A 22,786-nucleotide genomic window follows, 5' to 3' on the forward strand; every position below is an offset into this window, starting at 1 on the left:
TTGGACAGGCATCGCGCGACGTTATTGCATGGTTCTCATGACCTCCGTCCCTGCCGCCGTTCTCGACCGGATCTCCTCGGTGACGCTCTCGTCGGTGACGCTGCCACTGCCGACCGGCATCAGCGACGCGAAGGTGCTGACCGGCAGGCAGCGCCCGATGACCGAGGTCGCGTTCCTGTTCGCCGAGATCACCACGGAGGAGGGCCACCACGGCGTCGGGTTCAGCTACTCGAAGCGTGCCGGCGGCCCCGCCCAGTTCGCCCACGCTCGCGAGGTCGCGCCGGACCTGGTCGGCGAGGACCCGAGCGACATCGGCAGGCTGTGGACCAAGCTCGTGTGGGCGGGTGCGTCGGTGGGTCGCAGCGGTGCCGCCACGCAGGCCATCGCGGCGATCGACGTGGCGCTGTGGGACCTCAAGGCCAGGCGCGCCGGCCTGCCGCTCGCGAAGCTGCTCGGCGCGCACCGCGACTCGGTGCGCTGCTACAACACCTCCGGCGGGTTCCTGCACGAGACGATCGAGCAGGTCAAGGACAACGCGACGCGCACGCTGGCGGCCGGCGTCGGCGGCATCAAGATCAAGGTCGGGCAGCCGGACTGGCGTGAGGACCTGCGCCGCGTCGCCGCGGTCCGCGAGCACATCGGCCCGGACGTGCCGCTGATGGTGGACGCGAACCAGCAGTGGGACCGGCCGACGGCCATGCGGGTGAGCAAGGCCCTCGAGGAGTTCGACCTGGTGTGGATCGAGGAACCGCTCGACGCGTACGACGCGGAAGGGCACGCCGAACTGGCCCGCTCGCTCACGACGGCGGTCGCGACCGGCGAGATGCTGACCAGCGTGGCCGAGCACCACGAGCTGCTCCGCCACCGCGCGGTCGACATCCTGCAGCCGGACGCGCCGCGCATCGGTGGCATCACCCAGTTCCTGAAGCTCGCGACGCTCGCCGAGCACGCCGGTGTCGGCCTGGCGCCGCACTTCGCGATGGAGATCCACGTCCACCTGGCGGCCGCGTACCCGGCCGAGCCGTGGGTGGAGCACTTCGACTGGCTGTACCCGCTGTTCAACGAGCGCCTGGAGATCGGCGGCGGGCGGATGCACCTGTCCGGCAGGCCGGGGCTCGGCATCACACTGTCCGCGCAGGCTCGCGAGTGGACGGTCGACTCGGTGACCGTCAAGGCGTGAACGCGGGAGCGGAACGACGGAGCGGGCGCCGTCTGGACTGACGAGCACGGCGGTTCCTGCGCGAGGAACGAGCCCAGGGGCCGCCGCGCGCAGGAGGGAAGACGGTGTCTCAGCGGAGGAGTGCAGCGACCCATTGAACACGGGAGCGGAACGACGGAGCGGGCGCCGTCTGGACTGACGAGCACGGCGGTTCCTGCGCGAGGAACGAGCCCAGGGGCCGCCGCGCGCAGGAGGGAAGATGGTGTCTCAGCGGAGGAGTGCGGCGACCCAGTGAACACGGTACTCGTCGGCTTCGGGGCGCTCGTCCTCGTCATCGCGGTCGGCTGGGTCGCCGGGCGGGTGCGGGTGCTCGGTGACGGCGCGTCGGAGGTGCTGTCGCGCCTCTCGTACTTCGTCGCCACCCCCGCCTTGCTGCTGCTCACGCTGGCCGGTGCCGACCCCGGTGTGCTGGTCTCCCCCGCGCTCGTGGCGACCGCGGGCAGCGCCGTGCTGTGCGCGCTGCTGTACGCCGTGGTGGCGCGGTGGCGGTGGCGGGCACGGCCCGCGGAGCTGGCCACCGGCGGCCTCGCGTCTTCATATGTGAACGCGGGCAACCTGGGCGTACCCATCGCGGTGTACGTGCTCGGCGACGCGTCGTACGTCGCGCCGGTGCTGCTGTTCCAGGTGCTCGTGCTGGCGCCCGTCGGACTGACCGTGCTGGCGGGTTCGCGGGCGGAGTCACCGTCCAGGGTCCGGCTGCTGACCCAGCCGCTGCGGACGCCGGTGGTGCTCGGCTGCGCGCTGGGCCTGCTGGTGGCGGCACTGGGTGTGCGGCTGCCTTCCCTCGTGCTGCAACCGATCGAACTGCTCGCCGCGCTCGCGGTGCCCGCCGCGCTGCTGGCGTACGGCATGAGCCTGCACGGCGCGCCCCGCCCCGCGTCCGGCGACGGCGCGAGCCGGGTGTGGCTCGCGGTCGCGCTGAAGACGGTCGCGCAGCCCGTGCTGGCGTACGTCCTCGGGCGGTGGGTGGCGGGCGTGGAGGGGACGGCGCTGCTGGCGGTGGTGATCACGTCGGCACTGCCCACCGCGCAGAACGTGTTCGTGTACGCGACCGCCTACGACCGGGGCACCCGCCTGGCGCGGGACGTGGTGCTGCTGTCCACCGTGCTGTCGGCGCCGGTCCTGGTCGGGGTGGCCGTGCTGCTGGGGGCGTCATGACGGACGTAGTGCTGGTCGGGGCCGGGATCATGAGCGCGACGCTGGCCGCGCTCATCCGCGAGCTGGCGCCGGAATGGCACGTGACGGTGGTGGAACGCCTGCCGGGCGCGGGTATGGAGAGCTCGCACGCGTGGCACAACGCGGGCACCGGCCACGCGGGGCTGTGCGAGTTCAACTACACGCCGCGGCGTGCGGACGGCACGATCGACGTGACCGCCGCGGTGCGGATCGGCGAGCAGTTCGCGACGTCGCTGGTGTTCTGGGCGCGGCTGGTGTCCCAGGGGCGGCTGGCCCCGGACTTCATCCGGCCGGTGCCACACATGGGTTTCGGCCGCGGCGTCGACGGGGTCGCGTACCTGCGGGCGAGGTACGCGGCGCTGCGGGACCACCCGTTGTTCGCGGACCTGGAGTACACGGCGGACCGTGCGCGCCTCGCGGAGTGGTTGCCGCTGGTGTCGGCGGGCCGCACGGACACGGTCGCGGTGACGAGGTCCCCGCAGGGCACGGACGTCGACTTCGGCCGCCTGACCCGAGGTCTGCTGGCGGACGCGGATGTGCGGTACGGAACCGAGGTGGTGGCGCTGCGACGGGCCGGTGACCACTGGCAGGTGCACCTGTCCGATGGCACGGCTTCGCGGGCGCGGTTCGTGTTCGTCGGCGCGGGCGGGGCGACGCTGCCGCTGCTGCGGTCGGCGGGTGTGCCGGAGGTGCGGGGGCTGGGTGCGTTCCCCATCAGCGGGCAGTTCCTCCGCACGTCACGGCCGGACCTCGTGGCGGCACACCACGCGAAGCTGTACGGGCACGCGGAGCCGGGTGCGCCGTCGATCTCGGTGCCACACCTGGACTCGCGGGTCGTCGACGGGACCGGGCACCTGCTGTTCGGCCCGTTCGCCGCGTTCTCACCGAGGTTCCTGGCCCACGGCAGGCGAACGGACCTGTTGCGTTCTGTGCACCGCGACAACGTCCCGGCACTGCTGGCGGCGGCGCGGGACAACCGGGGACTGGTCGCGTACCTGGTGCGGCAGCTGACCCAGACGATGCCGGGCAGGCTCGCCGTACTGCGCACGTTCGTCCCGGCCGCCCGCGACGAGGACTGGGAGCTGATCACGGCGGGCCAGCGGGTGCAGGTGCTGCGCAGGACGAACGGCCGGGGCACGATCGCGGGCTTCGGCACGGAACCGGTCGTGTCGGCGGACGGCACACTGGCGGGCCTGCTCGGCTCGTCGCCGGGCGCGTCGTCGGCCCCCGCGACGATGATCGACATCCTGGCGAGGTGCTTCCCGGCATGGCGGCCGAGGCTGCGAGACCTGGCCGACGACGACCTGACCGAAGCCAGGAAAACCCTGGGGCTGACAGGAAAATCCGATGACCTTCCTTGAGCGGCTTCGAGCCGTTGTGGGCGAGTCCGGCCTGCTCACCGAGCCCGGCCTCATGGCCGGGTACCTCACGGACTGGCGTGGCGCCTACCGGGGCCGGGCCGCCGCGGTCGTCCGGCCCGCGTCCACGGACGAGGTCGCGGCGGTCGTCAAGCTCTGCCACGACGACGGTGTCGCCGTGGTCCCCAGGGTGGCAACACCGGCCTGTGCGGCGGCGCCGTGCCCGACGACTCCGGCACGCAGGTGGTCCTGTCGCTCACCCGCCTGCGGCGCATCCGCGCCCTCGACCCCGCCAACCACACGATCACCGTCGAGGCCGGGGTGGTCCTCGCGGACGTCCAGGCCGCGGCGCGCGGCGCGGGCCTGCTGTTCCCGCTGTCCCTCGGTGCGGAAGGCAGCTGCACCATCGGTGGCAACCTCGCCACCAACGCCGGTGGCACGGCCGTCCTGCGTTACGGCACCATGCGCGACCTCACGCTCGGCCTCGAGATCGTGCTGCCGGACGGCCGCGTCTGGGACGGGCTCCGCGCACTCCGCAAGGACAACACCGGCTACGACCTGAAACACCTGTTCATCGGCGCGGAAGGCACGCTCGGCGTGATCACCGCCGCCGTGCTCACGCTCTTCCCCGGCATCCGCGCCCGCGCCACCGCGTGGGTCGCGCTGCCCTCGCCGCGGGCGGCGGTCGACCTCATCGGTCAGGTCCGCGCCCTCGCCGGGGACCGCCTCACCACGTTCGAGCTGATGTCGCGCCAGGCCGTCGAGTTCGTGCTGCGCAACGGGAACCGCGACCCCTTCCGCGAGCCACACCCGTGGTACGCGCTCGTCGAGCTCACCGACACGCTCCCGGACTCCGATCTCGACAGCGTCCTCGCCGCCGCGATGACCGGCGTGACCGACGCCGTGCTCGCCGCCGGGCCCGCGCAGGCCGCCGCGCTGCGGGGGTTGCGGGAAGGGATCTCCGAGGCGCAGAACCACGAGGGGCCGAGCCTCAAGCACGACGTGACCGTGCCGATCAGCGACCTCCCGGCGTTCGTCGAGCACACCGGCGCGGCACTCAGGAAGGCCGTGCCCGGCATCCGGCTCGTCACCTACGGGCACGTCGGCGACGGCAACCTGCACTACAACCTCAGCAAACCGCCCGGCTCCGGCGACGCCGCGTTCGCCGCACGAGCCGACGAGCTGGCGCGGATCGTGTACGACGCGACGGCGAGCTTCGGCGGCAGCATCAGCGCGGAGCACGGCCTCGGTCAGTCCAAAACCGAGACGATCCGCGACTACAAGCCGACTGTCGAGCTGGACCTGATGGGGCAGGTCAAGCGGCTGCTCGACCCGGCGGGGCTGATGAATCCCGGCAAGGTCGTCACGTAACCGTCACGGCCACGCCCCGCCGAGGCAAAGAGGCACGGCGAGCCTGGAGGCATGAGTGCCAGATCCAGCTCGTGGACCCGTGAGCTCGTCGAACTCGCCGCCCTCTTCCTCGCGGTCGCGGCGGCGGACCTGTTCGCCAACTCGGTCGCGCACGTCTCCAGCGGTGTGGTCATCCTCGCCGTGCTGGCGGTGGTGCTGATGGTGTGCGCTGTGGTGCACCACCGGATACGGCACCGCCCCCGGCCACCGGCACCGGCGCCCCCCTCGGTCGTGGAGGAGGACATACCACCGGCGGCGATGTGGCGAGTGCGCGCGACGGTGCGGGACACCCCGGGCAGCCTCGCGGGTCTCGCGGCGGGGCTCGCGAGCCGGGCGGTGAACATCCTGTCCGTGCAGGTCCACCCGGTGACGGACGGCGTGGTCGACGAGTTCCTGGTCGAGTCCCGGGCACCGGCGGAGGCGATCGCGGCGGCGGTGCGGCACGGTGGCGGGCGGGACGTCACTGTCACCGCGGCCGACGCCCACGACCTGGTCGACATCCCGACCCGCATCCTTTCGATGATCACCACGGACGTCACCGACGGGATCGACCTCGCCCGATCTGTCCGCACGCTGCTCGGTGAGTGCGAGCTGCGGTGGGAGCCTTCCGGCTCACCGACCGACGGTGCCGAGGGCACGACGATGCGGCTGGCTGATCCGGAGGGCGGGGTGCTGACGGTGTCGCGGTCCGGCGCCGGGTTCACACCGGCCGAGTACGCGCGGGTGCGTGCGTTGCTCGAACTGGACGGCGAGTTCGCGCGGTGGTTGCGGGCGCAGCATTCGGCGGTGTTGCTGGCGTCGGGCGAGGAGCTGACCGTGCGGCAGGCGTCGGTGGCGGATGTACCCGCCTTGCTGGCGATGCACTTCCGGTGTTCCCGGCGGTCCCGGCGGCTGCGGTACCTCAGCGGCACCCGCACGTCCGCCGCCGATCTCACGCGGTTGGTGAACCGGCGGCACGGGCGGACGCTGGTGGTCGTCGACCCGGGCGGAGACGTGGTGGCGATGGGGAACCTGATGCACGACGGGCCGGATTCGGAGATGGCGTTGCTGGTCGAGGACGCTTGGCAAGGACACGGGATCGGCTCGATGCTGTTGCGCCGGTTGCTGGCGGCCGTGCCTGGTGGCCGGGCGGTGGTCGCCGTGGCCGAGCAGGGGAACGGGGCGATGTCGGCGGTGCTTCGGCGCGCTGGGGCGGAGTTGGACCGGGTGGAGGCCGGCGTCGCACATCTGACGTTGCCCGCGCGGTGAGGGCCTTGTGCTGCCCACCGCGGGCCGCTCCGGGCTCCCGGGTCGGAGCAAAGGAAAACCCTGCGGTGCTGCCAGGTCGGGGGTCCGCCAGCACCGCAGGGTCACTCACCTCATCGCACCGGCCCCCGGTGTCGTTACACCGGTCCGGCAGTCATGCGAAGTGTGAATTCCTGATCACTCCACGCACCGGTGGTTCACGCCAGCGGCTCGATCCAGATGTTGCGGAAGCGTGGGTTCGCACCCGCGTCGCCGTGGTCCTGCAGACGGATCGACTGCGGTGACGCGTCCTCCGGGAGGTTGTCGCCGGTGCCGCCGTCGATCTCCACGTCGTTGTGGACCGTCACGCCGTTCCACACGACCGTGACCCGCGCGTTCGCGGTCTTGTTGCCCGCGCTGTCGAACCGGGCCGCGCGGAACGTGATGTCGTAGGTCTGCCACGTGCCCGACGCGGTGGCGGCGTTGGTGCTCGGCGCGCGCTTGTTGTAGACCGAGCCCGCCTCGTTGATCGCCGCGGGCTTGCCGAACGACTCCAGCACCTGCACCTCGTACCGTTCCTGCAGGAACACGCCGCTGTTGCCGCGGGCCTGCCCGGTCACCTCGGGCGGGTACACCGGCTCGTACCACTCGACGTGCAGCCGGAAGTCGCCGAACTTCTGGCGGGTGCGGATGTCGCCACCCAGCGACTCCATCGAGCCGCCGGACACCGGCCAGGTCGCCGCGCCGCCGGAGCGGGCCTCCCACGCGTTCAGGTTCGTGCCGTCGAACAGCACGACCCGGCTGCCCGACGTGACCGTCAGCTTGTCGAGGTTGACGTTGCCGCTGTCACCGGAGTCGTACTTGTACACCACCGTGTTGTTGCCCGCGTTGAGCGGCACCGCCTCGGTGTGCGTCGCCCACGTGTCCCAGTTGCCCGTGCTCGCCAGCGACACCTGTTTCACCTTGGTGCCGTTGACGTACAGGCTCACGGTCTTGGTGCCCGCGAACGGGTTCGGGCCGTTGGAGTACCGCAGCCCGAGGTTGTGCGTGCCCGCCGACGCGGCGGTCACGGTGAACGACGTGGTGGCGCCCTGGGTCCAGTACCCGTCGACGAACCCGGTGCCCGAGTAACCGGTGTGGTCGGTGTTGACCCCCGCGCCGCCGGACAGGCCCGCGGTCTCGGCCTCGTAGTCCCTGGCCTGACCGGTCGTGCCGACGAGCGCGTTGAGCGTGTACCAGGCCTCGGTGCTCCACAGCGTCGCACCGGACTCGGCGCGAACGGCCGCGGCGACCGGACGTGCACGACGCGACCCGCCTGCAGGCCGGCGAGCTTCAGCGTCACCTTCCTGCGGTCCGCGGACGGGGTCGCCGAGGTGACGGACAGGGTCTGCTGGTCGACCTTCGGGCCGCCGTAGTCCGCGGTCGGCACGTACCGCCACTGCTGCACCTGGTACTTCGCCGCCAGGTCCTGCACCGTCGCGGTGGACAGCGGTTGCGTGTACTCCAGCTCGAAACCGCCGTCGATCGCGCGCATGGCGAGGATGTCGAAGGCGTTCGTGCCGTTCGGGGTGAGCTTCTGCAGGCCGTGGGACAGCTTGCCCGGCTGGCCCCAGTTGCCGCCCGCGCCGATGCCGCCGGTGTAGATGGCGCCGTCGGGTCCGAGGCTGATGCGGCTCACGCCCGCCTCGAGTCCTTGCGTCATGCGGAAGACGGCGCCCTGGTACTCACCGTTGACCTTCTCGAGGTACGCGCGCTGCAGGCCGCCGTAGGTGACGTCCCCGAACACCATCTGCCCGGCGAACGGGCCCGCGGTGAGCTGGACGGGGTTGACCGGGGAGTTCGCGATCTCGTTCTGCGGCAACCACAGCACGGGCTGCGTCACGGGCCTCGAGTCGAAGGGGCCGTCCGGGTTCATGTAGTGGTTGAAGAACCGGTCCTGCTTGATGTGCAGCAGTTTCGACGACGGCAGCCAGCCACCCTGGTTGTCGGTGACGAAGATGTCGCCGTCGGGTCCCCAGCCGATGCCGTGCGGGGTGCGCAGCCCACCGGCCACATAGGACACCGCACCGGTCGCCTTGTTCACCTTGATGGTCGTGCCGCGGTTGGGTGCGGGCTGCGGGTCGGTGGTGGCGCCGCCGTAGTTGATGGAGACGGACAGGTTCAGGTAGAAGAAGCCGTCCTTGTACAGCAGGCCGAACGCGAACTCGTGGAAGTTCCCGCCGAACGGCCAGGTCGCGACCGTGCGGTAGTTGTCGGTGACGCCGTCACCGTTGGTGTCGTTCAGCTCGGTGAGGCCGTCCTTCTCCGACACGTACAGCTTGCCGTCGACGTACTTGATGCCCATGGGCTCCTTGAGCCCGGACGCGATGCGTTGGGTCGTGACGCGTGACGGGTCGGTGTTGCCGGTGACGCCGGACAGGAGGTGGACCTCGCCGAGCTCGTTGTCCGAGCCACCCCAGGTCGCGATGGCGAGCCGGCCGTCCGGCAGCCAGTCCATGGCGCTGACCTGCGGCTCGAAGCCGTTGGGGCGCAAGTTGGTCAGGGTGTAGCCGGGGTGCACGCCGGTGAGCGGGATGCCGTCGCCCGGTGAGTCGGCGCCGCCCTCGCACTCCTTGCGGCCGGGCGCGGTCACCCGGACGACACCGGCGTCGGTCGACAGGACGCTGTTCGGCACGACCGTGAACGCCGACGCGCCGGGCGGCCGCCATTCGAGGGTGACCTGCTGGCCGCCCGCGTTGTCGAAGTGGTCGATGCGCAGCGCGTGGTAGCCGGGGGTGAGGTTGACCGAGCCCTCGGCGGGGGTCGGCGAGTGCAGTCCGTCGTGGTTGACGACGGTCGTGCCGTCGATCCGCAGCCGGGAGCCGTCGTCGCTCGTGAGCCGGAAGGCGTGCGTGCCCGCCGTGGCGATGTTGATGTTGCCGGTGACCTCGGACTGGAAGAAGTCGCCGATCCCGAACTCGTTGCCACTCCAGTTGATCGTGGGCATCAGCTTGTCGACGTTGGGCGTCTGCCCGGCTTTCAGCGTGCAGAGCCTGGTCAGCTCTGTCTGCAGGTCGTAGACCCGCAGTGTCACACCGGGTTCCTGGGGCGGCACGGCGGCCGCCGAGGCGGCTATGACGGGCAGGACTCCGAGACTTGTGAGGGCAGCACAAAGTCCACCGAGTATTCGGCGCATGTCTTCTCCCGAGTTGGCTGGATGCAGGGGGTCACAGCCGCGTTACGAACCGTAGGACCACTTTTGTCGACGGTCAACAAAAGTCGGTCGAAGACATGCAAAGTTACGTCAAACGGACGCAATAGTCCGATGGGTAGCCAAACTCCGGGCTCAGGACGGCGTGAAGCCGCCCTCGTTGTCCTTGTGCGCGGGCTCCGGCGGGACCATCTCGTCGCGTTCCGTCTCGGGTTGTTTCACCTCGCGGGCCAGCTCCTTCGCTTCCTTGATCTTGCGGGCCACCTCGTCCAGCTCGGGGTTCGGCATCGTCGCTCCTTCGTGGGTCGCCAACTCGGGCTACCACGCCGGACAGCCGCGAAACTGGCACAGGACGTGGCTGATCGACTACCCGCCGCCACAGATGTTCAACCGTCAACCTTCTCGGCTTGCAACCTGTTCCACCGCCCAGCGGTTCGCCGTCAGGCGGAAGCTCGGCAGGTCGTCGAGTGACGACATGGCCTCGTAGATGCGCTCGTAGCCGGTGTGGGTGATGCGCCAGCGGCCGCCGTCGGCACGGCGGTAGCGGTCCTCGTAGTACGCGGCGCCGGTGATCACCAGGCGGTGGGCCTCGACGATGACCGTGTCCTGGAACGCCCACCTGCCGACCGCCTCGGCGCCGTCGATGTCGATCTCCGGCTGCGTGGCGAAATGCGTGGTGGTCATGCCCTCGCCCAGCTTGTCGCGGAGGAACGCGACCAGCGCGTCCCGCCCGTCGAAGTGGAGCGGGCTGCCGTAGACGGGCGTGCCGTAGTCCGCCGTGGCGTCGACGGCCAGAGTGTCCGCGAGGCCGTCCCAGTCCTTGGTGTCCACGCAGCGGAGGTAGCGGTGCTTGAGACGTTTGATCTCTTCGAGCGCGACTAGGTCCATGCCTCAAGCTTCCGCCGGACCGCTGGGCAACACAAGAACGTGTTCTCATTTGATCATGACAGCCACTTTTGTTGTTGATCAACGAAAGTATGCACGTATTCGCAGAAAGCGTGCGATACTTCACGCCGAAGTCTTCACACAGCTGTCACAAGCAGCTCACGGCCGGCCTCCACAGGACGTCAGTTTCGCACGGGCTCAGCGCCCCTTCCCCTCCTCCGCCATGGCTGAGCCCTGTCCGCAGAAAGGTCATCTCTCCATGAACGACCAGCACGGCAGACGTACGTCCCGGTTCACCCGCCGTGACGTGTTCAAGGCGTCGGCAGGCGCCGCCGCGGTACTGGGCGCGGCCGGACTCCCGGTCCTCGCGACCGGCACCCCCGCCCTCGCCGACGACAACGGCCGCAAGAACAGACACGGCAAAGGGTTACGCGTCGAGCCGCTGATCCCCAGCCGCAACCGGGGCATCATCCTCTACAGCGTCCGCGACCGGATCTCCGCTGCCCCCGACGACAGCGGGATCCCGTACGGCTTCGAGCGCGTCCTCGCCCGCCTCGCCGAGATCGGCTACAAGGAGATCGAGTTCGCCGGCTACAACCAGCACACCTCGATCCTCGGCCGCCAGATCACGCCGCGTGAGATCCGCAAGATCCTCGACGACAACGGGCTCGTCGCGAACGGCACGCACACGTCGATCAACCCGGCCACCTTCGAGCAGCAGATGGACATCGCCGAAGAGCTGGGCATGAAGAACATCGGCACCGGCAGCGACCCGACGAACAGCGTGTACACGGCCGACTGGGACGCGGCCGCTGACACCTGGAACGACCTGGGCCGCGCGGCCCGCAAGCGGGGCCTGCGCCTGTACACCCACAACCACGACGCCGCGTACGGCTTCCTGCTGGACGCGGGCCCGCTCGACGCGAACGGCAAGCCGACCCGTTCCTCTGGCACGCGCCGCCTCGAGTACTTCTTCGAGAAGACCGACCCGCGCTACGTGTTCTTCGAGATGGACGTGTTCTGGGCCTACGTCGCCCGGTTCAAGCACCACACCTACACCGACCGCCGTGGCAACCAGCAGACCGACCTGTTCGACCCGATCCTGACCGTCGCGCCGCGCACCACCCGGTTCCCGCTGTTCCACGCCAAGGACGGCAACAAGAACCCGGCCGTCGGCAACGGGTACGACATGGTCCCGCTCGGCACCGGCGACATCAACTTCCAGCAGTTCTTCCAGACCATCGGCGAGCAGGACTTCCACCACGCCAACTGGGAGCAGGACTCCGCGCCGGGCGGTGCCGCGAACCCAGGACAGTCCATCGACTTCGCCTCGGTGAGCTACACCAACATGTCCGAGCTGACGATCTACAAGCGCTGACCCCGAGTAACGCGTGGAGGGAATCATGGCAGCTTCCCGAAGACGCCGGTGGCTCGCCGGTGCGATCGGCTTCATCTCCGCCGCGGCACTGAGCGTGCCCGGCACCACCCCGGTCGCGGCGGAGCCCGCGACCGGGGACGTCCCCACCTCGACCGGCGCGGAGAACGGCCCGGCCGCGCTCCGATCCGAAGCCAGGGCACCGGAGAACTACAAGGTCCTGGTGTTCACGAAGACCGACGGCGAGCGCCGCCCCTCGATCAGGGACGGCGTCGCGACCATCAAGCAGCTGGCCAAGGCCAACGGTTTCCAGGTCACCTCGACGCAGGACGCGGGGGCGTTCACCGCGGCGAACCTGGCGAAGTTCCGGGCGGTCGTCTTCCTCAACACCACCGGCAACGTGCTGAACTCCGCGCAGGAGAGCGCGTTCGAGGGCTACATCCGGGCAGGCGGCGGTTACGTCGGCGTGCACGCGGCCGCCGAGACCGAGCCGGACTGGGCGTTCTACCAGAACCTCGTCGGCACCAAGGTGGCCGGCGTGGCGAGCACCGGCCGCGGCAACGTGGCCGTTGCCGACCGGGCGCACCCGTCGACCGAGACGGTGAGCAGGACGCTGACGCTGACCGAGGAGTGGTACAACTTCGCGGCCAACGTGCGTGGCAAGCAGCACGTGCTCGCCACGGCCGACGAGAAGTCGTTCACCGGCGGTGCCATGGGCTTCGACCACCCGGTCGCCTGGTGCCAGGACCACGTCGGCGGGCGGAGCTGGTACACCGGCCTCGGCCACTCGATCGAGTCCTACCGCGACAACAACGTGCGCAAGCACCTGCTGGGCGGCATCGAGTGGGCGGCGGGCGTCGTCGAGGGCGACTGTGGCGCGACCGTGCTCGGCAACTACGAGAAGGTCACGCTCAACGACGAGCCAGGCGAGCCGATGTCGCTGGCCGTCCTGCCGGACGGGCGGGTGCTGCACAACACCCGCGGCGGCGAGATCCGGCTCTACGACCCGGAAAGCGGCGCCAGCCCGGTCATCACGACCGTCCCGGTCTACAGCCACGACGAGGACGGTCTGCAGACCCTGTCGATCGACCCGGACTTCGCGACCAACAAGTGGGTCTACATCTACTACTCACCCAAGCTGAACACGCCGGTCGACGACCCGTCGACGCCAGGTGTCAACGAGGGTGACGCGCCGCTGTCGAGCACGGACCCGACCGTGTGGGACAAGTTCAAGGGCTACAACCAGCTGTCGCGCGTCAAGTTCGTCGAGTCGCCGACACCGCACCTCGACCTGGCCACCGAGCAGCAGATCCTGCGCGTGCCCGCCGACCGCGGCATCTGCTGCCACGTCGCGGGCAAGGTCAAGTTCGACGGCAAGGGCAACCTGTACCTGATCACCGGTGACGACACCAACGCGGGCGGGTCGGACGGCTACACGCCGATCCACGACGGTCCGAACGCGGCACCGGGGCTGGACGCGCGTCGTTCGTCGGCCAACACCAACGACCTGCGCGGCAAGCTGCTGCGGATCAAGGTGAAGGCCAACGGGACGTACACGAACCCGAAGGGCAACCTGTTCCCCGAGGCGGAGGACTACGACGACAAGACCCGTCCGGAGATCTTCCTGATGGGCCTGCGCAACCCGTTCCGGTTCGACGTCGACCCGTCCGGCCGGGTGTACGTCGCGGACTACTCCCCCGACTCGCGCACCTCCAACCCCGCGCGGGGACCGGAGGGCACGGGCCGCTGGTTCAGCACGAACAAGGCGGGCAACTGGGGCTGGCCCCTGTGCGTCTCGCCGAGCCTGCCGTACTTCGACTACGACTTCGACACCCGTACGCCGGGGTCGGCGTTCAACTGCGGCGCACCGGTGAACGACTCGCGGCACAACACGGGCAAGCGCGTGCTGCCCGCGGTGCAGCAGGCGCAGTTCTGGTACACCTACGAGGCGCGGACGCCGTGTGCCGGGTCCTATCTGGACAACCCGCCGACGGCGTGCGACTTCAAGTGGCCGGTCATCGGCACCGGTGGTGTCGGCCCGCACGGCGGCCCGATCTACTCCTACGACAGTGCGTCCACTTCGGAGACGAAGTTCCCGGAGTACTACCAGAACTCGGTGGTGTTCGGGGAGTTCACGCGGGACAAGCTGTTCATGATGCGGACCGACGGCAAGGGCAACCTGACCGGGGTGGAGCAGTTCCTGCCCGGGTTCGTGTTCGACAACCCGATGGAGATGGAGTTCGGACCGGACGGCAGCCTGTACGTGCTGGAGTACGGCGACGGGTTCTTCCGCCCCAACCCGGACGCGCAGCTGTCGGTGATCCGGTACGTGAAGGGCACGCGGTCGCCGGTCGCGGTCCTGAACGCCACGCCGACCTCGGGCCAGGCACCGCTGACCGTGTCGTTCGACAGCACGGGCAGCCACGACCCGGACCCGGGTGAGTCCATCTCGTACGCGTGGGACTTCACAGGCGATGGGACCGTGGACTCCGCGGACCCGGTCACGTCCCACACGTACACGGCCAACGGGACCTACACCGCGAAGCTGACGGTGACGGACTCGAGCGGCAAGACCGCGGTGCTGACCCGCGTCATCACGGTCGGCAATACCGCACCGACGGTCACGGTGACGTCGCCGGTGGCGGGATCGTTCTTCGACTGGGGCGACGACGTCCCGTTCGAGGTGACGGTCACCGACCCGGAGGACGGCACGATCGACTGCTCGCGGGTGACCGTGACGTTCGTGCTCGGGCACGACAGCCACGGCCACGGTGCGGGCTCGACCACCGGCTGCACCGGTGTGCTGCCGTCCCCCGCGGACGGTGCCGACCACGCCGGTGGCTACCTGTACGGCGGGATCAGCGCCGAGTACGCCGACCTCGGCGGCGGTGGCCAGCCACCGCTGACCACGATCGGCCAGGTGGTCATCCAGACACCGCGCCAGCAGGCGGAGTTCGCCCAGGTGCGGCAGGGCGTCGAGATCGCGAACACCTCCGACACCGGTGGTGGGCAGCAGCTCGGCTCCGTCGACAACGGTGACCTGATCGCGTTCGACCCGATCAACCTGGGCGACGCGACAGCGGTGACGTTCCGGTACTCGGGTGGTTCGGCCGCGACGGCAGGCCAGCCGAGGGCGGCGGTGGAGCTGCGGCTCGACTCGCCGACCGGACCGCTGGTCACGACGGCGACGCTGACCGCGACGAGCGGGAACAACGCGTGGGCGAGCCAGACCGTGCCGGTGTCGCAACCGGCGGGTGGGCACGCGCTCTACCTCGTGTTCCGCTCCGTCCCCAACGGACCCGCCACAGGGTTGGTCAACCTGAACTGGGTGGAGTTCACCCCGGCGGGCTGACCAGGGGTTGATGCGGGGGCCGGTGCGCGCACCGGCCCCCGCAGTGCCCCGTCCGCGTGGGGTGGGTACGAAAACCGTGCCCACCCCGCGTGGACGGGGCACTACCATGTCCACACGTGATCGAACGTCCTGAACCACCGCTGACCGGCGACGAACGCGAGACCCTGCGCGTGTTCCTCGACTTCCACCGCGCCACCCTGGCGATGAAGTGCGACGGTCTGTCCGATGAGGACCTGCGGAAGCGGTCCATGCCACCGTCCACTTTGACCCTGCTGGGGCTGGTGCGGCACATGGCCGAGGTCGAGCGCACCTGGTTCCGCAGGGTGATCAACGGCGAGGACCTGCCGCTGGTGTGGTCGGCCGAGGGTGACTACCAGGTCGCGTACGCCGCGTCGGACTCCACGCGGGCGGAGGCGTTCGCCGTGTGGGAGACGGAGGTCGCGCATTCGCGCCGCATCGAGCGGGAGGCCGCGTCGCTCGACGTCATCGCGTACAACCCGCGCTGGGAGGCGGACGTCTCGCTCCGGCTGGTGATGCTGCACCTCATCCACGAGTACGCCCGCCACAACGGCCACGCCGACTTCCTCCGCGAGGGCATCGACGGCGTCACCGGCGCCTAGCCACCGGGATCTCCAGCACGGTGGCGCTGACGCCGTCGCCGTCGGTGAGGCGTTCCTCCAGGGTCGGTCCCGTGATGGCGAGTTCGTGGCGCCGCAGCCAGTCGAACAGGTCGTGGCCCGCGCGGACCACGTCGCCAGCGGGCGGGACGACCGCACGCACCACGTCGCGTGCGGGCAACGTGAGGCTCTCGGCCCCGTACCCGGTCGCCAGTGCGGCGACGAAGTCACCCGAGGGCGGCGCGTCCAGCCACGTCAACAGGGTCGCCCCCGCCGAGCACCGGGCGCCGAGTTCCGCGGGGTCGGCGACCCGCAGGTAGTCGACGCGCAGGCGGCGGGCACCCGCCCTGGTCTGCTGGGGCAGGATCGAGGTCGCGGTCGCGAGGTGGTCCTCGGCGGCGGCCACGGCCGCGGTCATGGCCGCGATGTCCTGGCGGAGGTGGACCACCGTGTCGGCGAGGGCCTGCCGCACCTGCGTATCGGGCGCGTCCACGAGGTCGGCGATCCGGCGCAGCGGCAGGCCGAGGCGCTGGAGTCCGCGGATGCGTGCCAGCCTGGTCAGCTCCGCCACGCCGTACCACCGGTAACCGGTGGCCGGGTCGACAGCGGCAGGCCTGAGCAACCCGATCTTGTCGTAGTGGCGCAGGGTGCGGTCGGAAACCCCGGCCATCCCGGCCAGCTGACCGATGCGCCACATCGTGGTTGACCCTCTCCCTGCGTCAGGTTCCTACGGTCGGCGCCATGTCCACCCACCACGACACCCGGTTCACGGGTGCGCTGCTGCTGACCGCGCTGACCGCCATGATCGCCGGTGCTGTCATCGTCGTGCCATCGGGAATGACCCTGAATCCGGCCGAGCCGGCCGCCGCGTTGGCCGCGGTCGCTGCCCGGCCGGGACTGCACCTCGTCGAGCTGGGACTCGACGTGACCGGCTGGCTGGCCCTCACCGCGGGCGCGCTGACCATGGCCGCCCGCGCGCTGCTGCCCGCGGGACTGCTCGCCTGCGCCGGTCTGGCCGGGCTGCTCCACGACGCGGGCAACCTGGCGGTGACCCAGCTCGCCGCCGACGCGGACGATCCCACGGTGATCGCGGTGGCCGGCGCGGTCCTGCTCACGGCCAAGTGGTCGGTCAACCTGGCAGGCCTGCTCTGGGTGGCAGCGACCGCGACCGCCGTGCTCCAGCTCCCCATGACGGCAGGCCTGCGGCGCGCCGGGGTGGTCGTGGCACTGTCCGGTCTCGCCGCCGTCGTGCTGCCATGGACCACCGGGGTCGACGGCCCCTCGGCGGCACAGGAGCAACTCGGCTACGCCCTCCACCTGCCGGTCATGGTCTGGTACGGCGTGCTGGCCCTGCGCGACCTGCGCGCACGATCCGAGGTGCGCGGTTAGCGGGATTCGACGGTGGTCCGCCTGCTGTCCGGTCCGCGTGCGGTGATGTCGCGTCACCGGCCGTACGGCTGGTAGGGCAACACCTCCGGTTCACGTGGCGGCTGGATCAGACCCGTGCCCGGGCGAAAGGGCCCGCCCGCGACGATGGAGCAGAGTCCTCGCGTGGACGATCGTCGCGTTGATCGGCACCGGGTGCTCCGGGGCGGACTAAAGGTTCATGGAGCGCCAAGAAGTAAACGTCCTCGACCGCGACACAAGGAATTCCGCAAGGGGATAGCACGAGCGCTCAGGTACAACGGTGTCCTCGAACCCGACTTCCCCACGGAGCTGGCGACGATCGCCAACAAGCGGTGACACCGATCAGCGGCAGGCGGGTGCCGCTCCGCGTCCTCGCCTACTTGACCAGCGCCTGTACCTGCTCGCCCGCTGTCGTCATCGCGTCGGCGGGTGACGAGCTGCCGATCAGCACGGCCTGCACCTGCTCCGCGATCACCGTCTCCATCTGCGCGTACTCGGGGAACCGCCAGAACGGGTTCTGCGACGCGGTCTTCGTGATCCGCTCGCTGAACGCCTTCGTGAACGGGTCGTTCGCCACCGCGTCGGACGCCAGGCCCTTCTCGGTGGTCGGCGGCAGCGCCAGCTTCGCGAAGAACTCGTCGGTGGCGGCCTGGTCGGAGGTCAGCCACCGCGCGAACGACGTGGCCGTGTTCGCGGCCTCCCCCTCGACCACCACGATCACGTGCCCCCACAGCTGCGCCTGCGGGTCGTCACCGGACTTCAGCACCGGGCGGGCGACCGGGTCGAGCTTGTCGGCGAGCTGCTTGTCCGGCGAGTCCTTGATGACCGCGCCCTTGCCGACGATCGCGTCGTCGTAGATCGCGGCGCGGCCTTGGCCGAACAGCGCACGGGCGTCGAACCGGTCCACGTCCGGGGCGATCAGCTTCTGGTCGTACAGCTTCTTGTACCAGGTGACCGCCTCGACCGACGCGTCGTCGCCGATCGTCACCCTGTCGCCGTCGAGCAGGGTGCAGCCGAAGGTCTTCATCCAGAACAGGATGTCCTTGAGCTGCGCCACCTTCGTCGACGCGGCGTAGGGCACCACGCCGCCGCCGAGCCCCTTCAGCTCGACCAGCGCGGCCTCGAAGTCCTCGATCGTCTCCGGGAACTCGGTGATCCCGGCGCGCGACAGCAGCTCCTTGTTGGTCACGAGGCCGATCGCACCGGTCGTCCACGGCAGGCCGAGCTGCTTGCCCTCGTACTGACCGGACTCGAGCGCGGTGCTGGTGTACCCGCCGTCCTTGGCCGCGTCGCCGAGGTCGCGCAGCTTGCCCAGCGCCGCGAGCGCACCGAGCCACGCGATGTCGAGCTGCGCGGCACCGACCAGCTTGTCGCCGCGCACCTGCAGCGTCAGCTGGTTGAGGTACTCGTTGTACGGGTAGGACACCGGGTTGACGGTCAGGCCGTCCTTCGTGGTGATCGTGTCGAGCAAACCCTGCACGACCGGCTTGCCCGCCTCCTCGTTCAACGTCCACGACGCGAACGAGAACGTCTTCTCGTTGGCCTTCGGGTCGTCGGCGGCGAGCGGTTCGGTCTCCTTCGGCGCCGGCGCGCACGCGGCGAGCCCCGCCGCGCCGAGCCCGGCCGCGCCGAGGAACTGGAGCATGCGGCGACGGCTGTAGGCGGTAGTCATCAGTGACCTCCGGGGTGAAGAGAAAGGTGTGGGGTCAGCCCTTCACGGCGCCCGCGGTGATGCCGCCGACCAGGAAGCGCTGCAGGGCGATGAACGCGATCACGACGGGCAGTGAGACGACGAGGGAGGCCGCCATCAGCTCCGGCCACGCCGTCTGCGCCTCGCCGAGGTAGGTGTTGGCGAGACCGGGTGGCAGCGTCTGCTTGTCCGGGCCCGCGAGGGTGAGTGCGAAGATGAAGTCGTTCCAGCCGCGGACGAACGCGAACAGCCCGGCGGCCACCAGACCCGGCACGGACAGCGGCACGATCACCGAGTGGATGATCCGCAGCTGGGAGGCGCCGTCGATGCGGGCGGCCTCGATCAGCGAGTCGGGGATGGTGTCGAAGAAGCCCTTCAGCATCCACACGCACAGCGGCAGCGTGAACGTCGTGAAGGACAGCACCAGCGCCGTGTACGTGTTGAGCAGGTCGTACGCGTCGAACACCGCGTACAGGGTCACGAGCAGCAGCGCCTGCGGGAACATCTGCGACGACAGCACGAGGTACATCAGCGACCGGCGGCCGCGGTAGCGGTACTTGGAGAACGAGTACGCCATGTACGCCGACACGATCACCGACAGCACGGCGGTGACGCCGGAGACGATCGCGCTGTTGACGAGGTAGTCGAACAGCTGCGAGTTCCCGGCGAGCGACGCGAAGTGCTCGAAGGTGACGTCGGCAGGGAACAGCGCGGGCGGGTAGGCGAACACCTTGCCGTCCGGCGTGAGCGCGGTCGCCAGCATCCAGTACACCGGCAGCAGCGCGAACCCGCCGAACACGATGATCGTCACCCAGGCGGCGACCCGCACGGCGGGCCGTTCGCGGTCCAGCGGTGAGCGGCGGCGCGGTCGCGCCTCGCGCTCCTCCCCGGCGAGCACCGGGGTGTCCAATGTGGTCGTCACGCCTTCTCCTCCCGGTCCACCACGCGGAGGTAGCCGACGACGAGCACGAGCAGCAGCACCATCCACAGCAGACCGATCGCACCGGCCCTGCCGAGGTCGTGTCCTTTGTAGAACGTGTCGTACACGGCGACGGCGAACGTCTCCGTGGTCCCGGCGGGGCCGCCGCCGGTCATCACGTAGATCGTGTCGAAGTGCTGGAAGTTCCAGATCAGCTCCAGCAGCAGGACCAGGCCGATGATCCCGCGCAGGTGCGGCACGGTGACCGACCGGAACCGGCGGATCGTGCCCGCGCCGTCGACCTGGGCGGCCTCGTGCAGTTCGGGCGGCACGGTCTGCAGGCCGGCGAGCAGCATGACCATCATCCACGGGAAGCTGGCCCACGTCTTCGCGATGATCACCGCCGCCATCGCGGTGCCGGGGCTGGAGAGCCACGCCTCCGGCTCGTCGACGATCCCCAGCGCCTCGAGCACGCCGTTGGCGACGCCGTAGTTCGCGTTGAAGATCCACATCCAGAGGAAGGAGGTGACCACGGCGGGCACGAGCCACGGCAGCAGGAACGCGCCACGCAGGAACCCGCGGCCCCTGATGCGGGTGTTGAGCGCGAGCGCGAGCGCGAACCCGATCACGAACGGCACGAGCGTGGTGCCGACCGTGAACACGAGTGTCTGGCGCAGCAGCGGGAGGAAGTCGGAGTCGAGGACCGCCCTGATGTTCTCCAGCCCGACGAACCGGCGGCCAGGTTCGACGAGGCTCTGCTCGAAGAACGCCGTGACCAGCGAGGAGATCAGCGGGTAGAGGACGACCGCGACGAGGAGCGCGAGGCCGGGCAGTACCAGCAGGATCGCGAACGCGCCACCGGACAGCCCTTGCGCGGGCGTGCCCTGTTTCCTTGGCGGGGCGGGCCTCGTCGCGGTGGTCACGACCGGCTCGCTGGGGCGTGGACCGGGCCGAGGTAGCCGAGGCCGGTGCTGATGGAGTCCGCCACCTCGATCACGCGGCGGGCCAGCTCCTCCTCGCGGCGCTCCAGGTCCATCGCGGACAGCGGACCGGAGATGGAGATGCCCGCGACGACGCTGCCCGCGCGGTCCAGGATCGGCGCCGCGATGCAGGCCCTGCCCAGCGCCAGCTCCTCCACCTCGGTGGCGTAGCCCTGCGTGCGCACCTGCTCGACGATCCGGTCCAGCTCGTCGTGCGTACCCGGGGTGTTCGGGGTGTAGCGGTGCAGGTCGTCGCCGAGCAGCGCTTTGCGGTCGGGCACGCCCAGCAGCAGGCACTTGCCGATTCCCGTGGCGTGCAAGGGGTTGCGCTGTCCCATGAGGACGAACGACTTCGGCGCGAGCCGTCCCTCGAAGTTGCACAGGTAGAACATGGTGTCGCCGCGGCGTTCCGCCACGTTCGCGCCGAGACCGAGCGTGTGCGCCAGGTCCTGCGCGCGCTGCCGGGCCTCCCGGTGCACGGGGTGCTGGTTGACCGCGACACCCGCGAGCGTGATCAGCGCGGGCCCGAGCCGGTAGAGCCCGCTCACCGGGTCCCGCTCGACGTAGGAGATCTGCTCCAGCGTCGCCAGGAGGCGGGACGCGGTCGACTGGCCGAGACCGGAGTGCTTGGCGACGTCGGACACCCGCAGCTCCGCGCGCCCCTCCAGGAACGCGCCCAGCACGGTGGCGGCGCGTTCGACGCTCTGGTTGGTGCCTGCTTCGGCGGCCACTCTGCGCGCTCCCTTTACTTGAAACCATCTCGCAACATGTGCGACTCTTGCGCACATGTTGGCCATCGTCAAGCACATGTTGGGATCGAGATGCAGATAGTGGGTGTCGATACCTACATCCTGAAACTGCGGGCTGACAGTGCGTACCTGGGCGCGCTCGCGGACGGTTCCTCCCCGGAGGCGGGCTACCAGGTCCGGCCACCCTGGCGGAGCATCTACTCGGACCGTTACGAGACGCTGCTGGTCCGCGTCACCGCCGAGGACGGCACCACCGGCTGGGGTGAGGCCCTGGCGCCGGTCGCCCCCGAGGTGCCCGCGGCGATCGTGGACCTGCTGCTCGCCCCCGTGCTGCGCGGGATGTCGGCGGTCGCCCCGCGCCCGGCGTGGTCGCGGCTGCGCGACCTCATGCGCGAACGCGGTCACCTCGTGGGACATCAGGCCGACGCGCTCGCGGCGGTGGACATCGCGCTGTGGGACCTCGCGGGCCGCGTCACCGGCCGCCGCGTGGCGGACCTCCTCGGCGGCGCCTTCCGCGAGGAGATCCCGGTGTACGTGTCGGGCCTGCCGAAGCCGACCGACGCCGAACGCGCCGCGCTGGCACAGGAGTGGGCCGCGCGTGGCGCGCGGCGGGTGAAACTCCACCTCGGCAACGGGGTCACGGCCGATCTGGCCACAGTGGACGCGGTGCGCGCGGCGGCACCGGAGCTGCGGATCGCGGTGGACGCGCACTGGGCGTACTCGGTGACCGACGCGTTGCGGCTGGCGGCCGGGCTCGCGTCGCGTGACGTGTGGTTCCTGGAGGCGCCGCTGGCGCCGGAGGACGTGGCCGGGCACGCGGAGCTGGTCGCCCGGTCGGCCGTGCCGGTCGCGGTGGGCGAGGCGCTGCGGACCCGGTACGAGTTCGACGACTGGGTCACGCGGCGGGCGTTGCGGATCGCGCAGCCGGACGTGGCCCGCACCGGCATCACCGAGGCGATGGCCATCAACGAGGTGTGCGCGGCGCGGCACGTGCCGGTCGCACCGCACCACTCCGTGGGTCTCGGCGTCGCACTCGCCGCTGGCCTCGCGGTGTCGGCGGCGGTCGAGGACCTGCCGTCGTTCGAGTACCAGCCGACGTCGTACGAGGTCGGCAACCGGATCCTCCGCGCGCCGCTGCCTGTCGGCGCGCACACCATGTCCCTCCCCCAGGGCCCCGGACTCGGCGTCGAGGTCGACGCCGACGCGGTGGCCGCGCTAGCCGGTTAAGGAGTCCC

The 22,786-nt window shown here is 70.3% G+C and carries 17 protein-coding genes and 1 pseudogene; 10 read left to right on the forward strand and 8 right to left on the reverse strand.

From position 1 onward, the window contains the following. Window positions 1-37 precede the first annotated feature (37 nt). From FHR82_RS07780 to FHR82_RS07800, 5 genes are all read left to right on the forward strand, one after another. Entirely contained in the window at window positions 38-1,180 is a 1,143-nt protein-coding gene (locus FHR82_RS07780; RefSeq protein WP_221463557.1) for an L-talarate/galactarate dehydratase, read from the forward strand. Window positions 1,181-1,450: 270 nt separating this feature from the next. Continuing rightward, complete coding sequence (locus FHR82_RS07785) at window positions 1,451-2,377, forward strand: AEC family transporter (protein WP_184809612.1); 927 nt, start codon at window positions 1,451-1,453, stop codon at window positions 2,375-2,377. Then, a complete protein-coding gene (gene mqo, locus FHR82_RS07790; protein ID WP_184809613.1) occupies window positions 2,374-3,756 on the forward strand; it encodes a malate dehydrogenase (quinone) in 1,383 nt (460 codons plus the stop codon). The genes FHR82_RS07785 and mqo overlap by 4 nt, the downstream gene beginning before the upstream one ends. A 153-nt stretch (window positions 3,757-3,909) precedes the next feature. Next, window positions 3,910-5,124, forward strand: coding sequence for an FAD-binding oxidoreductase (locus FHR82_RS07795; protein WP_225944278.1), 1,215 nt, complete (start codon window positions 3,910-3,912; stop codon window positions 5,122-5,124). Between the two features lie 51 nt (window positions 5,125-5,175). Beyond that, window positions 5,176-6,411: a GNAT family N-acetyltransferase gene (locus tag FHR82_RS07800; protein ID WP_184809614.1), complete on the forward strand. Its 1,236-nt coding sequence runs from the start codon at window positions 5,176-5,178 to the stop codon at window positions 6,409-6,411. Window positions 6,412-6,605: 194 nt separating this feature from the next. Here the strand turns inward: FHR82_RS07800 and FHR82_RS07805 are convergent. The 3 genes and pseudogenes from FHR82_RS07805 to FHR82_RS07815 all read right to left on the reverse strand — a co-directional run bounded on the left by FHR82_RS07805 (window position 6,606) and on the right by FHR82_RS07815 (window position 10,465). Next, window positions 6,606-9,562, reverse strand: a pseudogene (locus FHR82_RS07805) (3-keto-alpha-glucoside-1,2-lyase-like domain-containing protein). 150 nt (window positions 9,563-9,712) lie between these two features. After that, window positions 9,713-9,865 (reverse strand): hypothetical protein, encoded by a 153-nt coding sequence (locus FHR82_RS07810; RefSeq protein ID WP_184809615.1) that lies wholly within the window; start codon window positions 9,863-9,865, stop codon window positions 9,713-9,715. A gap of 105 nt (window positions 9,866-9,970) precedes the next feature. Continuing rightward, window positions 9,971-10,465, reverse strand: a complete 495-nt coding sequence (locus tag FHR82_RS07815; protein WP_184809616.1) for a nuclear transport factor 2 family protein — start codon at window positions 10,463-10,465, stop codon at window positions 9,971-9,973. A 256-nt stretch (window positions 10,466-10,721) separates the two neighbouring features. On the opposite strand from FHR82_RS07815, the gene FHR82_RS07820 reads away from it, so the two are divergent. The 3 genes from FHR82_RS07820 (at window position 10,722) to FHR82_RS07830 (ending at window position 15,809) form a co-directional block, all read left to right on the forward strand. Continuing rightward, entirely contained in the window at window positions 10,722-11,840 is a 1,119-nt protein-coding gene (locus tag FHR82_RS07820) for a sugar phosphate isomerase/epimerase family protein (RefSeq protein ID WP_184809617.1), read from the forward strand. Window positions 11,841-11,865: 25 nt separating this feature from the next. Continuing rightward, window positions 11,866-15,189, forward strand: a complete 3,324-nt coding sequence (locus tag FHR82_RS07825; RefSeq protein WP_184809618.1) for a ThuA domain-containing protein — start codon at window positions 11,866-11,868, stop codon at window positions 15,187-15,189. A 116-nt stretch (window positions 15,190-15,305) separates the two neighbouring features. Then, complete coding sequence (locus FHR82_RS07830; RefSeq protein ID WP_184809619.1) at window positions 15,306-15,809, forward strand: DinB family protein; 504 nt, start codon at window positions 15,306-15,308, stop codon at window positions 15,807-15,809. Here FHR82_RS07830 and FHR82_RS07835 read toward each other — a convergent pair. Then, the gene (locus FHR82_RS07835) at window positions 15,796-16,503 is read right to left on the reverse strand and encodes a MerR family transcriptional regulator (RefSeq protein WP_184809620.1); all 708 of its coding nucleotides are present in this window, start codon (window positions 16,501-16,503) and stop codon (window positions 15,796-15,798) included. The two genes, FHR82_RS07830 and FHR82_RS07835, sit on opposite strands and share 14 nt — an antisense overlap. 44 nt (window positions 16,504-16,547) lie before the next feature. Between FHR82_RS07835 and FHR82_RS07840 the strand changes: the two genes are divergently transcribed. Next, complete coding sequence (locus FHR82_RS07840; RefSeq protein ID WP_184809621.1) at window positions 16,548-17,195, forward strand: hypothetical protein; 648 nt, start codon at window positions 16,548-16,550, stop codon at window positions 17,193-17,195. 394 nt (window positions 17,196-17,589) lie between these two features. Here FHR82_RS07840 and FHR82_RS07845 read toward each other — a convergent pair whose 3' ends face one another. From FHR82_RS07845 to FHR82_RS07860, 4 genes are read right to left on the reverse strand one after another with little or no spacing between them, the layout of a single operon-like run. After that, window positions 17,590-18,885, reverse strand: coding sequence for an extracellular solute-binding protein (locus FHR82_RS07845; protein ID WP_184809622.1), 1,296 nt, complete (start codon window positions 18,883-18,885; stop codon window positions 17,590-17,592). Between the two features lie 34 nt (window positions 18,886-18,919). Next, on the reverse strand, window positions 18,920-19,825 hold the full coding sequence (locus FHR82_RS07850) for a carbohydrate ABC transporter permease (RefSeq protein WP_184809623.1): 906 nt from the start codon (window positions 19,823-19,825) through the stop codon (window positions 18,920-18,922). Beyond that, window positions 19,822-20,745, reverse strand: a complete 924-nt coding sequence (locus tag FHR82_RS07855; RefSeq protein ID WP_184809624.1) for a carbohydrate ABC transporter permease — start codon at window positions 20,743-20,745, stop codon at window positions 19,822-19,824. Before FHR82_RS07855 ends, FHR82_RS07850 begins: the two co-directional genes overlap by 4 nt. After that, the gene (locus tag FHR82_RS07860; protein ID WP_184809625.1) at window positions 20,742-21,533 is read right to left on the reverse strand and encodes an IclR family transcriptional regulator; all 792 of its coding nucleotides are present in this window, start codon (window positions 21,531-21,533) and stop codon (window positions 20,742-20,744) included. The genes FHR82_RS07855 and FHR82_RS07860 overlap by 4 nt, the downstream gene beginning before the upstream one ends. Before the next feature lie 90 nt (window positions 21,534-21,623). On the opposite strand from FHR82_RS07860, the gene FHR82_RS07865 reads away from it, so the two are divergent. Then, window positions 21,624-22,778 carry a mandelate racemase/muconate lactonizing enzyme family protein gene (locus tag FHR82_RS07865; RefSeq protein ID WP_184809626.1) on the forward strand — a complete coding sequence of 385 codons (1,155 nt, stop codon included), beginning with the start codon at window positions 21,624-21,626 and terminating at the stop codon, window positions 22,776-22,778. Window positions 22,779-22,786 lie beyond the last annotated feature (8 nt).

It is taken from the genome of Actinophytocola algeriensis, from assembly GCF_014203735.1.
Lineage (GTDB): Bacteria > Actinomycetota > Actinomycetes > Mycobacteriales > Pseudonocardiaceae > Actinophytocola > Actinophytocola algeriensis.

Coding starts and splice junctions, on each gene's coding strand:
- FHR82_RS07815 (WP_184809616.1), bottom strand. CDS start 10,465: ATGGACCTAGTCGCGCTCGAAGAGATCAAACGTCTCAAGCACCGCTAC.
- mqo (WP_184809613.1), top strand. CDS start 2,374: ATGACGGACGTAGTGCTGGTCGGGGCCGGGATCATGAGCGCGACGCTG.
- FHR82_RS07840 (WP_184809621.1), top strand. CDS start 16,548: ATGTCCACCCACCACGACACCCGGTTCACGGGTGCGCTGCTGCTGACC.
- FHR82_RS07780 (WP_221463557.1), top strand. CDS start 38: ATGACCTCCGTCCCTGCCGCCGTTCTCGACCGGATCTCCTCGGTGACG.
- FHR82_RS07845 (WP_184809622.1), bottom strand. CDS start 18,885: ATGACTACCGCCTACAGCCGTCGCCGCATGCTCCAGTTCCTCGGCGCG.
- FHR82_RS07800 (WP_184809614.1), top strand. CDS start 5,176: ATGAGTGCCAGATCCAGCTCGTGGACCCGTGAGCTCGTCGAACTCGCC.
- FHR82_RS07810 (WP_184809615.1), bottom strand. CDS start 9,865: ATGCCGAACCCCGAGCTGGACGAGGTGGCCCGCAAGATCAAGGAAGCG.
- FHR82_RS07835 (WP_184809620.1), bottom strand. CDS start 16,503: ATGTGGCGCATCGGTCAGCTGGCCGGGATGGCCGGGGTTTCCGACCGC.
- FHR82_RS07865 (WP_184809626.1), top strand. CDS start 21,624: ATGCAGATAGTGGGTGTCGATACCTACATCCTGAAACTGCGGGCTGAC.
- FHR82_RS07820 (WP_184809617.1), top strand. CDS start 10,722: ATGAACGACCAGCACGGCAGACGTACGTCCCGGTTCACCCGCCGTGAC.
- FHR82_RS07825 (WP_184809618.1), top strand. CDS start 11,866: ATGGCAGCTTCCCGAAGACGCCGGTGGCTCGCCGGTGCGATCGGCTTC.